Annotated in this window: 10 protein-coding genes; 4 read left to right on the top strand and 6 right to left on the bottom strand. The window is 46.7% G+C overall.

Annotated elements, in window-relative coordinates:
* Nucleotides 1-68 precede the first annotated feature (68 nt).
* Nucleotides 69-2171: a phosphate acetyltransferase gene (gene pta, locus AC5SLM_RS00740; RefSeq protein WP_495249006.1), complete on the top strand. Its 2103-nt coding sequence runs from the start codon at nucleotides 69-71 to the stop codon at nucleotides 2169-2171.
* Nucleotides 2168-3358: an acetate kinase gene (locus AC5SLM_RS00745; protein WP_495249007.1), complete on the top strand. Its 1191-nt coding sequence runs from the start codon at nucleotides 2168-2170 to the stop codon at nucleotides 3356-3358. Before pta ends, AC5SLM_RS00745 begins: the two co-directional genes overlap by 4 nt.
* On the opposite strand, the gene AC5SLM_RS00750 is transcribed toward AC5SLM_RS00745, so the two are convergent.
* From AC5SLM_RS00750 to AC5SLM_RS00775, 6 genes are all read right to left on the bottom strand, one after another.
* Nucleotides 3351-4787 carry a Mur ligase family protein gene (locus AC5SLM_RS00750; protein WP_495249008.1) on the bottom strand — a complete coding sequence of 479 codons (1437 nt, stop codon included), beginning with the start codon at nucleotides 4785-4787 and terminating at the stop codon, nucleotides 3351-3353. The genes AC5SLM_RS00745 and AC5SLM_RS00750 overlap by 8 nt on opposite strands.
* Nucleotides 4787-5500, bottom strand: a complete 714-nt coding sequence (gene estV, locus AC5SLM_RS00755) for an EstV family lipase (protein ID WP_495249009.1) — start codon at nucleotides 5498-5500, stop codon at nucleotides 4787-4789. The genes AC5SLM_RS00750 and estV overlap by 1 nt, the downstream gene beginning before the upstream one ends.
* A gap of 1 nt (nucleotide 5501) precedes the next feature.
* Nucleotides 5502-5720, bottom strand: coding sequence for a type II toxin-antitoxin system prevent-host-death family antitoxin (locus tag AC5SLM_RS00760; RefSeq protein ID WP_205458675.1), 219 nt, complete (start codon nucleotides 5718-5720; stop codon nucleotides 5502-5504).
* A gap of 103 nt (nucleotides 5721-5823) precedes the next feature.
* Nucleotides 5824-6861, bottom strand: a complete 1038-nt coding sequence (locus AC5SLM_RS00765; RefSeq protein WP_495249010.1) for a D-alanine--D-alanine ligase — start codon at nucleotides 6859-6861, stop codon at nucleotides 5824-5826.
* A gap of 9 nt (nucleotides 6862-6870) precedes the next feature.
* On the bottom strand, nucleotides 6871-7422 hold the full coding sequence (gene ruvA / locus AC5SLM_RS00770) for a Holliday junction branch migration protein RuvA (protein ID WP_495249011.1): 552 nt from the start codon (nucleotides 7420-7422) through the stop codon (nucleotides 6871-6873).
* Complete coding sequence (locus AC5SLM_RS00775) at nucleotides 7419-9347, bottom strand: flagellar assembly protein A (protein ID WP_495249012.1); 1929 nt, start codon at nucleotides 9345-9347, stop codon at nucleotides 7419-7421. Before AC5SLM_RS00775 ends, ruvA begins: the two co-directional genes overlap by 4 nt.
* Nucleotides 9348-9476: 129 nt before the next feature.
* On the opposite strand from AC5SLM_RS00775, the gene murJ reads away from it, so the two are divergent.
* Both murJ and cysS read left to right on the top strand, forming a co-directional pair.
* Nucleotides 9477-10871, top strand: coding sequence for a murein biosynthesis integral membrane protein MurJ (gene murJ / locus AC5SLM_RS00780; protein ID WP_495249390.1), 1395 nt, complete (start codon nucleotides 9477-9479; stop codon nucleotides 10869-10871).
* Nucleotides 10858-12279, top strand: a complete 1422-nt coding sequence (gene cysS, locus AC5SLM_RS00785; protein ID WP_495249013.1) for a cysteine--tRNA ligase — start codon at nucleotides 10858-10860, stop codon at nucleotides 12277-12279. Before murJ ends, cysS begins: the two co-directional genes overlap by 14 nt.
* The last annotated feature ends 2 nt before the right edge of the window (nucleotides 12280-12281 follow it).

Raw genomic sequence — 12281 nt, forward strand, 5'->3', positions numbered from 1 at the left:
AATCTGCTACGATTACACTAAAGCAAATAGAGTTCCACTATCACTCCTCAGTTACAAAAAGGAAAATTATGCAAACCAAAAGTCTATACATCGCCTCCCTAGAACCTGCTGCGGGAAGTTTAATCGTAGCCATGGGCCTCATGGAAATGCTCAAAGGACGCATGGAAAAAGTTGCCTTTTTCCGTCCCGTCATCCCTTCCAAAGAGAGTCCTGATGGGGATATTGAGTTTATGTTGGAATATTTTTCCCTCCAACAATCCTACGAAAATGCGTATGGTTTTAGTGTTGATGAAGTAGAAACCATGGTGGCAAGTGGGGATCGCCATGACCTCATGGAAGCCCTGATTGGCAAATTCAAAGCCTTAGAAAGCCAATACGACTTTGTCTTGTGCGAGGGGCTTAGCAGTTCTTCGCTCACCTCTTCTTTTGATTTTGATATTAACCTAGAAATTGCCAAAAACCTTGGCGTACCTGTTGTGAGCGTCTTAAATGGAAACGATAAAAGCCTGAAAGAAGTCTATGAAGAGATGCGCATTGAATCTACCACTATTAAAACGGAAGGCTGTACGCATTTTGCTACCTTTGCCAACCGTTTGAGCCAAGAGGTGTTCCTTGCCCTCAAAGAAAGCAAAACACTCAACATCCACCACACAGCCCCTATATTTTTGCTTCCAGAAATTCCCGAACTTGACTCGCCCACCATTGCAGAAATCAAAAAATACCTAAAATGCGAGATGATTTTAGGGGGAGAACAAGACCTTAGGCGGGTGGTTAGGCAAAGTAAAGTAGCGGCCATGACTATGGAGCATTTTCTTGACCACCTTGAAGATGGGGACTTGGTCATTGTGCCAGGTGATCGCCCTGCAATCATGCTAGCCGCCATTGCCGCCAACTACTCCAAACTTTATCCCACCATCGCAGGGATTTTACTTACCGGAGGGTTTGTTCCCAAGCAGGCCATTTTGGAACTTATCCAAGGTATCGCACACTTTAGCAGTATTCCTGTACTAACAAGCACTAAGGACACCTTCAAAACTGCCATGGATGTCAACAATGTTCCCGCGCGCATCACCCCCCAAAGCAAGCGAAAAATAGCTCTTGCCATGGGTCTTTTTGATGCCAATGTTGACAAAGTCAAAATCGAAGAGAAAATCAAAACCTCTAACGCCTCCGCGGTGATTACTCCTATTATGTTTGAGTACAGCCTCTTTGAAAAAGCCAGAAGCAATAAAAAAACCATCGTCTTGCCCGAAAGCGAAGATGAACGGATTTTACGCGCCGCAGAAATTCTCATGCGACGCGATGTGGTCAATCTCATCCTTTTAGGCAATGAAAGCGAAGTCATGCACAAAGCCATGACCCTAGGGCTTGACCTTAAAGGCGTGCGTATCATTGACCCTGCCACTTCCCCACTAAATGAAGAATTTGTCACTGTTTTTTATGAACTTCGTAAACCCAAAGGGTTAAAACTTGCCGCCGCCAAAGATGCCATGGTGAGTCCAAACTATTTTGCCACCATGATGGTTTACCTTGGGTACGCCGATGGCATGGTTTCAGGCGCCGTACACACAACCGCCGACACCATCCGCCCTGCCCTCCAAACCATCAAAACAAAGCCCGGTATCTCCGTGGTTTCAAGCGTCTTTTTCATGTGCCTTGACACCCGCGTTTTGGTATACGGTGATTGCGCGGTCAATCAAGACCCCAGTGCCGAAGAATTAGCACAAATTGCCATCTCTTCAGCACAAACAGCTAAAGCCTTTGGGATAGAACCCCGCATTGCCATGCTTTCTTATTCCACAGGAGATTCTGGCAGTGGAGACGAAGTAGAAAAAGTGCGCACCGCCACAAAACGCGTCAAAGAGCTTCGCCCTGACCTTCTCATTGAAGGGCCCATTCAGTACGATGCTGCCATCGACCCACAGGTTGCTAAAACCAAACTTCCCAACAGCAGCGTCGCAGGACAAGCCACCGTGTTTATTTTCCCCGACCTTAACACGGGAAACAATACTTACAAAGCCGTACAACGCTCCTCTGGCGCCCTTGCCATTGGCCCCGTGCTTCAAGGACTCAACAAACCCATCAATGACTTAAGCCGAGGGTGCTTAGTAGAAGACATTGTCAATACCGTAGCCATCACTGCCATTCAGGCCCAAGGAGACCATGCGTGAAGATTTTAGTTCTTAATTCTGGAAGTTCGTCCATCAAGTTTCAACTTTTCGATATGACCACACACAGCGTTCTGGCCTCAGGAATGGTGGAACAAATTGGCGAGACGCACTCTCACGCAAAACTCTCCATGCACACGGGTGAAGAATTTAGTGCATCAAACCCTATTGCTACCCATGAAGACGCGCTTGGAACCATGAACGCTCTTTTTACACAATCTGGGCTTTTAAATTGCTTGAGCGAACTCGATGCCATCGGCCATCGTGTCGTACACGGCGGTGAGTTATTTTCCACACCAACCCGCATTGATGCGGTGGTACTTGAGGGCATTAAAGCACTTTCGCCTCTCGCACCCTTGCATAACCCTGCCCATGTTGTGGGCATTGAAACTGCCATAAGACAAAGCAAAGGTGTCCCCCAAGTGGCTGTGTTTGACACGGCATTTCACCGCACCCTTCCCCAGCACGCTTACATGTACGCCCTGCCTTATAGTTTGTATGAGTCTTTACATGTAAGGCGTTATGGGTTTCATGGCACCTCCCACCATTTTGTCTCCAAAAGTGCAGCGGCTCATTTAAACATCCCTTATGAAAACTTTAATGCCATCTCTTTACACCTTGGAAATGGCACAAGTGCTACGGCCATTCAAGGAGGCAAAAGCGTAGACACTTCCATGGGAATCTCTCCCCTTGAAGGACTCATCATGGGAACACGCAGTGGGGATCTAGACCCCGCGATTTTGTTTTACCTGTACCGGGAAAAAGGCTACACTATTGCCGAACTTGACACCTTGCTTAACAAGCAAAGCGGTCTTAAGGGGATTTGTGGAAACAACGACATGCGAGAGATTGGATTGATGATTGAAAACGGAGACGAAAGAGCCGCCCTCGCCTTTGAGATGTTTGCCTACCGCATTAAAAAATACATCGGTGCTTACAGCGCTGTTCTTGGACGCGTAGATGCACTTATTTTCACGGGCGGGATTGGTGAAAATGATGCTAAATTACGGGCAAAAGCATGCGAGGGGTTAGAAAACCTTGGTATTTGTATTGATACAACAATCAATAACCAACGCTGTAAGGTTGTCACACCCATCCACACCCCAAATGCTTCCGTGGCGACCCTTGTGGTGCCCACCAATGAAGAGCTTGAAATCGCCCAACAAACCCAGGCGGTCTTGACTAAATAAAACTGGGTGCATCGTTTGAAAACAAGATAAGATCCCCTGCCCTTGTATGCGTAGCAAGCAAGGACTCCATCTGGGATTTTTCTTTCAAAAGGTGCACTTGGGGCTTTTTTAACACGGCCATCAGCGTGGCTGCATTCACTTGGCCCGTAACCATTACCACATCAAACACCTCGTTCATCACCTGCGCCAAGGCGGTATTTTCTTCCTTGGTGCTCTCAATAATGCCAGGCGTAACAAGCACTTTGCGCCCTTGGTATTGGCGCACCAGTTCATAAGATGCGCGCATGCCTTCAAAGTTCCCATTAAAGCTATCATCTAAAATGATTTTTCCGCCCGCGTCCATGCGGCACAAACGGTGAGGCACGGGCTCCAAAGAGGCGATTTGTTTGGTGATCGTTTCAAAAGAGAGTCCAAAATGCCGCGCTACGTGGATGCAAGCAATCAGATTGGTCGCGTGAAATGCACCCAAAAGTTTGGTCTCAAACAGCCGTTTTTCCCCCTCAAATACCGCTTCAAAACGGGTTCCCTCAAGGGTTGCTTCTACATGTAAACATTCCGCGCCAAAAACACTCACCCTCTCACTAGGCACCGCCTTGGTGCTGTGGTGCACAAAGGCTTTTTCAAGGCGCGGCGAATAGACCAATTCCATCTTAGTATTGCGCACTGCCTCAAGGGTTTTAAAATACTCAATATGCTGAGCCCCCACTTCGCCCACAAGCGCCACATGGGGCTCCAAAAAGCGGGTGATTTCCAAAATATCGCCCGGTTCCCTAGCGCCCGCTTCGGCAATATACACCTGCGCCTTTTCAGGCAATGCAGTGTTAACATCTTGCACCAACCCGCCTAGGGTATTGACACTGCGCGGGGTGGCGTAACACACAAAGGTTTCGCCTAAAATGTGCGCGAGGAAGTTTTTCATACTCGTCTTTCCATAACTTGCCGTAATAGCAACAATTTTCAAAGAAGGACGCGCAGCAAGTTTGGTTTTTGCTTTTTTATAAAAGCCCTGAAAAAGGAGTTTTTCGTACGCACTGCTTAGTACAACCGTCGCAATAAGTGGCATCAAAACCCCAAATTGCTCGCACGCAGCCGTGGCCAAACACAACACATCTTGAAACAGTGTGGCAAAAAACAAAAAGGCAAAAAACCGCTTCACGCGCGCGGTGAGCACCAAGGGTTTGTCAAGTTTTCGCGCCCACAAGACAAGCATCGGGAAAAAAGCCACAATCACATAAAACCACACATACACGCCCGCCGCATAATAGGCAACCACGGGAATGATGAGGAAAAAGACGTGCCATTGGGGTTTGTGAAAGTGCAACGCCACGCGTTTGATGCGGTAATGGTACCACTGTAACGCAGTAACAAGGTAATACCCAAGCCCCATCACAAATACAAGGTGCAAGCCAAGCCATAGCATCTGTTTCATCACGCCTCCTTCAGGGCACGTTCAATGCGTGCACCGTGTAACATAAAGAAAAAATGGTCACCTTTTAAGGGATAAAACCTAGCGTTTTGCATCAACCGCGCAATCTCTTCCCCGCTTTGCAAGGGCGTTGCCTTGTCCTCTTCCCCCCAACAGACCACCGCGCGTCCGCTGTAGGCGCGAAAAACTTCACGCATGTCTTCGTTGACCACTTTTTTGAGTGTTTCGTACATCACCGGTGCCATGCCGTGCACATCTTTGGTGGCAAACAGACGGTAAAAACGCCCAAGCCCCAAACGTTTTAGAGCCTTAAATACGGCGATTTTACCCCGCACCCACAAAGATTTGGGCGGCACAATCCCCGCACTACTTAACAAAACCAAGGATGGCGGGTTGAGCAAAGTGGCGACTTTACCCCCAAAAGAGTGGCCCACAATCACCGCAGGCGTTACATGTAACGCTTCCAAAAACGCCTCTACGACCTGAGCGTATTCTTTGGAAGTTAGCGGTACATGTAAAGAAGACGCACCAAAGCCTGGTAAATCAAGATAAAGGTGTTGGTACGCTTTAAACACGCCACCAAAGGCTTTTTTCATAATCTCTTTATTGGCTCCCCAACCGTGCAAAAACACAATGGTTTGCTCTTGCTCGGGATGAAGGATTTCATACCCAATCTCATAGTCCACTCCGTTTACATGTAAGGCCCGTTTTGCCATCTCATGCTCGCTTGGTTTTGGCGTAGATTCTCTCTAAAATCTCCACGGCTTCTTGCATACGTTCGTACTCTTGCATGTTTAAAAGCACGGCTTCAAAACGGTTGTTTTTGACAATGATGGCGCGTTTGCGCTTGCCCTCACTGACTTCTGAGACAATCGCGCTAAAATTGCGCACCATTTGGGTTGCTGTGTACATTTCTTCTTGTGAATAGGCGCCCATGGCTCTTCTTTGTGTAAAATTTTATGTAAAATAATAGCGGGAGGCGCCTTATAGGGAGCTTGGAGAAGGGACTAACGCAGTGTGTTAGTCCCTTGGAGAGCCACTAAAGTTTCCCTTTAGCAGCGTGAATAGAGTGGATATAGTGGTACGACACTGCGGCTTCTTTTGGGGCAGGCAAGGCCTTGGCCAAGCGGTGCACAAGCCCGTCAAAGTCTTCAAAAAGGTAGTTTGCCATACTGCCAGGATTGGGATTGATTTCATTTAAAACCACCTCTCCTTCAACCATGAAAAAATCGCACCGAATCAATGCCCCTTGAAACAAAGGCATGTAAAGAGCCTCAAAGGCTTCTTTTAGGCGTTTTTCCTCTGTAGGCTCAAGGGTCGCCTTAGAGACGGTGGCGGTTCGGGAAAAGTCTAAATACTTTTTATCAAAGTCCAATAACTCCCCTTTTTGCGGAGCTTCAATGATAGAAAATTCCACACCTTGTGCGGTAAAACATCCTGCAAGGTTGTATTCCCTCACCCCTTCCACAAAAGGCTCAACAATGACCGTGTCGTCGTATTCAAAGGCTACATCCAGGGCGTATTCAAGGGTTTTTTCACTGCGCACCACGCTCACGCCAATGGAACTGCCAAGACGCAAGGGCTTGATAATGAGCGGGTACGCAAGGCTTGGGGTGCGTTGCTGGGGCGTAAGAAGCTCGTAAGGCAAGGTCTTTACCCCACACGCTTGCGCCAGATGCTTGGTCCAAAGCTTGCTATAACTGAGCACCGACGCTTCTAGGCGTGGCCCAATAAAAGGCACACCAAAAAACGAAAATAATCCCGCCAGTTTGCCATCTTCTCCATCAGCCCCATGAATGAGGTTCAGTACCACGTCGCAAGAGATTTTTTTTGCACCAAACAACCCCTTACATGTAAAGCCCCCTTGTTCCAAGGTGAGTTTGGGGTCTTTTTTGTAACTTCCATCCGAAAAACGCTTAGCATTGATAGCATTGGTCGGGATCAAATAAAACTCACGGTTTGCGTCACAAAAAATATAAATCAGTTTACATGTAAGCACTTTTTTAAGCGCAATAGCACTGACAATGCTAATCTCATGCTCATAGCTTTTTCCACCAAATACAATTCCTACTTCCACACAACTTCCTTAGCTTAGTTTTTTAAGTGCTTCTTTAATAAGCCCCGCCGTGTCCCCTGCGGTGCACGTACTGAGGACTTTTTGGATACGGTCTTTTTTGAACCCAAGGCTCTCAAGAGCCAAGGAAGCTTCATGGCCCACGCCCACACTCTCTTCCCCGTGGAGGGAAAAATCGCTCAATTCCACCAAAATACGCTTGGCGCTTTTTGGCCCAATGCCCGGCACCATCTTAAACGCGTCTATATTCCCATGAATCAGCGCTTCTGCAAACCCTTTAGGGGTGAGCGTTGAACACACTGCCATGGCGATAGAAGGGCCAATACCGCTGAGTTTGACCAAAGTTTCAAACATCCGCTGCTCATCTGGCGAAGCAAACCCAAAAAGCAGTTGTGCATCTTCACGAAAAACTTGGGTCGTGTGCAATGAAACCGTGCCAGAAGTTGCTAAAGTGGCACTGGTGTAAAGGGAAACGGCCACTTTATACGTGATGCCCGCAACGGTTTTAAGGTGCACATAGGTGGGTTCTTTGCGTACAACAACGCCCTCAAGTGCAACAATCATCGGTCTATCTGGCTTGAACGGTTGATTTTAAATTTATCATCCGAAGTTTGCACGAGTGTAATCATTTTGGAGATTTCATGATTTTTAGTGTTGTACTCCACCTCAATAGCGGGAGAAATAAGCCTAAACTTAATCTCATTGTACTCTTTCCACGGAGAGTGGTTGATAATTTTGGCAGAAAAAATCTTAGATTGCATTTGGTTGAGCTCTTCTTTGTAATCGTTGAGTTGAAATTTGTAATCTTTCATGGCTTTAAGCATCAAGTTGTACTCGTTCACTAACTGCTGATAGTCTTTGAGTTTTCCCATAAACGTCGCAGGTGGCTTTTGCCCTTCGGCTTTGAGTTCTTCGATTTTTGCCTTAATCATCTCAACAGATTGTTTGTTTTTATCGATGATATTTTTTTTGTTTTCTAACTGTTTTGGCAAACTGTCAAGGCTTTTTCGGGCTTTCTCAATCTTTTCTGTTAGTGAAGCGGTTTCTGTTTTAAAGGTCATAGCACTTGCGGGGTCCACAAGAAATTTATTATTGCTCCCCTTTAATTCTTGAATCTCTATCAACTCTGATGTTGTAATTTGTGCATTAGAAGAGAGGCTTTCGATGTAGATTTGCCGCGCAATAATCTCCCCACCAATCACCGATTTGACGCGCACCACATCGGCAATCACTTTGCCGCCTTCCAAGCGTTCAATGGTTACCTCTGTGGCCTCAAGCGTGCCCCGATGCACAGAAATATCTGCCGTATCTGCCCAGATTGTAGAGGTCATGTGGGTTTGGCCGCCAATGCGCACTTTTCTAGCGCGAATATTTGCCTGACTTCCCACATTGCCATCCACATTAAGCTCCGTGCTCTCCACGCTCATGCCCGTCCCAATGGCGTCTTTAAACGCATCGCTTTCTTTGATATTAATCGTAACGTTGCGGTCTAGTCCTGCTTCAATGGAGCCCGTGGTTTTAAAATTGATTTCATCAAGTTCCATTTGGTCTTGAATGTCGTACGTTCCGCCCGCTTCTTTGACATACCCGCTGCATTTAGCGATATACCGAATGGTCTTGTCGTCTTCTTTTTTGATGATATTCTCAGTGATATTAATAGTCGTTTGGTTGGTCACCTTTGGCTCATTCACAGGCAAATAGACCCCTCGGCATGTTTTACCTGGGCTTCCCTCTTGAGGCTTAACGTATTCCAAGATAACCTCGCCCTCGCCTACGGCTTCCAAATAACCCCTGCGCGAATAATCCACCCTGCCTTGCTTGTCTTCTGCATTTATTTTTTTCTTATAGTGAACAATTAAGGCGTCGTTGATGGGCAAAATGGGATCAATCCCTTCCATCACCACAAAGGTGCTGTCTTTTTCAACGATATTGTTAATGCGCACCGAAGCAGCAATCTTTTTCACCTCTTGACGCATGATGCCCTCACGAATACCTACAAGAATTTTTGCTTTGATTTTCTTTTTATTAATCGCTTCAATCAAACTATTTTCAAAATGGGAACTGTAGCGAATGTCAACACTCTTTTTAATGGTCACCACCGTCTTGGTAAGGTTTTTATTGGCCCCCAAGGAGATGGGCGGAAGGGTTGGCGTGGATTCGTCCTCGGTGCGCGTGTCGAAAATTTCAACCTTAAAGTGTTGGTCGATTTTGAGTTCTGGATTAAGAAAAAAATCATCTTCACCAAAAAGTGATCGCGCTTCCTCGCTCACCTCTTGCCACTCTTCTTCTTGCCCCTGGCGGTACAATGTGGTCACCTTGAGGATTTTAAAATCCACCACCTCCACACTAACGTGGTTGGCGGTTGCAACGCTTTTTAACTCTTTGGCAACGTCTTGAGTATCAATAATCATAGGAGAAAATGTCACGGGAGGAGTCTCTTTTTTGCTCTCTCCGCTACTTCCCTTGGTTAGCTTGTCAAACAATCCCACGGTGCTGCCTTTCTCACATTGTTTTAATCTGTTTTGTATTATGATACACAATTCATTAAAAGAAGGTAAACCTCTCTTGTTTTGGGCGTTTTGCCTTGTTTTTAAAAACCTTACTCAGGACACGGTTTGATGGTGATTCGCTCCTTTTTTACTAACAGTATTGGCATTTTTGTGTCAAGAATTTTAGGCTTTATCCGCGATATTTTAACCGCTTCTCTTTTGGGTGCCAATCTCTACAGTGACATCTTTTTTGTTGCCTTTAAACTTCCTAACCTCTTTCGCCGCATTTTTGCCGAGGGCGCTTTTACCCAAGCCTTTTTGCCCGCTTTTACCAAAGCTACTAAAAAAGGGCTCTTTGCCGCTAGTGTGTTTTTAAAATTCTTTCTTTTTCTCTTGGGCTTAACCTTACTGGTGATGGTTTTTGCCCCGTGGCTAACCAAGCTCATTGCCTTTGGTTTTGATAAAGAAACTATTGCCCTAGCAGCCCCTCTTGTGCGCATCAATTTTTGGTACCTCTTGCTGATTTATTGCGTCACCCTTTGCGCCTCAATGCTCCACTACCGTGGCCATTTTGCCACCACGGCTTTTTCAACAGCTCTTTTAAACCTTGCTATGATTGGTGCACTGCTCCTCTCAGACCCCCAAAACCCCCATCAAGTGGTCTGGAACCTTAGTTTTGGCGTCTTAGCAGGAGGAATCTTGCAAGCACTTACCCACCTCATTGCCTTGAAAAAATTTCGCCTTCTTAGGCCTTTTTTGGGAAGCATGACCCGACCCAAACGCACCGCCACTGAGCCCTCTTTTTACCGTAATTTTTTCCATGCGGTCCTAGGAGGCAGTACGGCGCAACTTTCTGCTTTTTTAGACACGTGGCTAGCAAGCTTTTTAGCCTTTGGGAGCATAAGCTATCTCTACTACGCAAACCGCGTGTTTCAACTGCCGCTCGCCTTATTTGCCATCGCCCTTTCTGTGGCTATTTTCCCAAGTATCACCAAAACCCTTAAACGCGATGGAGAAGCCAAGGCACGCCTTTTTCTTGAAAAAGGCTTTTGGATGTTGTGTTATTTGCTGTGCGTTGCAACCCTTGGGGGCATCATACTTGCTCCTGAAATCACGTGGCTTTTGTTTGAACGCGGCTCTTTTGTCGCTCAAGATACCTACAACACCGCATTAGTACTGCAAATGTACCTCATTGGACTATTGCCTTTTGGATTGGCGCGTCTTTTTTCTTTGTGGCTGTATGCCAACGACTTGCAAGCCAAAGCGGCTAAGATTTCAGCCATTAGCTTGGGGACAAATGTGGTTTTTTCTCTGCTGCTCATTGGGCCACTAGAAGCAGCAGGGTTGGCTCTGGCAAGCTCCCTTAGTGGCGTCGTTCTTTTAGTGCTCACCCTTTATGCTTATGGCACCCAAGCGTTTTTGGCTATAATGCGCCCACGAAATATCGCAGGATTAGTAGCCGTGTTGCTCGTCAGTGGCGCACTAATGTGGGCGATAAAGGAGAGTGTACGTGGTTATTTATGATTCAACGCAAAAAACAAAAGTCCCCTTTGAACCCATTGTTCCCAACAAAGCAAGCATTTACGTGTGCGGGCCAACGGTGTATGATGATGCCCATTTAGGGCATGCGCGCAGTGCCATCGCTTTTGACCTACTACGCCGCACCCTTGAGGCGAGGGGTTTTGAAGTCATCTTTGTCAAAAACTTTACGGACATTGATGATAAAATCATTACCAAAATGCACCAAAGCGGCCAAACCCTTGAAGCCCTCACCGAGTACTATATTCAACGCTACAAAGCCGATATGCGTGCCTTACATGTAAAAGATGCCACCTTAGAACCCAAGGCCACCCAAAGCCTACCAAGCATCGTACGGTTGATTCAAACCCTGCTAGATAAGGGGATGGCCTACACCCTTGAAGATGGGGTCTATTTTGACACCACAAAAGACACGGCCTATTTAAGCCTAAGCCACCAACACATCGAAGAAGCCAAGGCACGGGTCGAAGAAAACAGTGCCAAACACAATCCCAAAGATTTTGCGCTATGGAAGCGCGCCGACCAAGCGCCTTTGTTTGACTCTCCCTTTGGAAAGGGACGTCCAGGGTGGCACATTGAGTGTTCGGCGATGATTCAAGAGCATTTGGCGCATGAGGGCGCATACCAAATTGACATCCACGCAGGAGGTGCGGATTTGTTTTTTCCTCACCATGAAAACGAGGCGGCACAAACACGGTGCGCCTCGGGCCAACACCTTGCTAAATACTGGATGCATAATGGCTTTGTCACCATCAAGGGTGAGAAAATGAGCAAGTCTCTTGGCAACAGCTTTTTTGTCAAAGATGCGTTACATGTATACGATGGTGAAATTTTACGTTTTTACCTGCTCTCTACCCATTACCGCGCGGATTTTAACTTTAACGAAGAAGATTTGCGCGCGTCAAAGCGCCGCTTAGACAAGCTTTACCGCCTCAAAAAAAGGCTCTTAGGAACAGAAAATGCTCACGCAGACGCGGCTTTTAAAGAGAAGGTTTTAGAAGCACTTAGCGATGACCTAAATATTTCAAAAACCCTAGCGGTAATCGATGAGATGATTTTGCAAGGCAATGAAGCCTTGGACAAAACCCCTAAAGACAAAGGGCTCAAACAACGCCTTTTGTCAAACCTTGTGTGGATTGAAGAGGTGCTTGGCATTGGGTTGCACGACCCTGTGGCATATTTCCAATTGGGGGTAGATGGGGCACAAAAGGAGCACATTGAGGCACAAATTATACTGCGCCAAGAAGCCAAAAAAGCGAAGGATTTTGCCAAGGCAGACGCCATTCGTGATGGGCTTGCTAGCAAGGGGATTTACCTCATGGACACCCCCCAAGGCACCCAGTGGGAACAAGGCGAACCCCTTGCCCCCAAAAGCACCCAATCAGGATTTTAGCT

It is taken from the genome of Sulfurospirillum sp. HTRB-L1, assembly GCF_059415125.1.

What these genes read in the sequence shown, in the direction of transcription:
- pta (WP_495249006.1), top strand. Translation starts at nt 69, where the DNA reads ATGCAAACCAAAAGTCTATACATCGCCTCCCTAGAACCTGCTGCGGGA.
- AC5SLM_RS00750 (WP_495249008.1), bottom strand. Translation starts at nt 4,787, where the DNA reads ATGAAACAGATGCTATGGCTTGGCTTGCACCTTGTATTTGTGATGGGG.
- murJ (WP_495249390.1), top strand. Translation starts at nt 9,477, where the DNA reads ATGGTGATTCGCTCCTTTTTTACTAACAGTATTGGCATTTTTGTGTCA.
- estV (WP_495249009.1), bottom strand. Translation starts at nt 5,500, where the DNA reads ATGGCAAAACGGGCCTTACATGTAAACGGAGTGGACTATGAGATTGGG.
- AC5SLM_RS00760 (WP_205458675.1), bottom strand. Translation starts at nt 5,720, where the DNA reads ATGGGCGCCTATTCACAAGAAGAAATGTACACAGCAACCCAAATGGTG.
- ruvA (WP_495249011.1), bottom strand. Translation starts at nt 7,422, where the DNA reads ATGATTGTTGCACTTGAGGGCGTTGTTGTACGCAAAGAACCCACCTAT.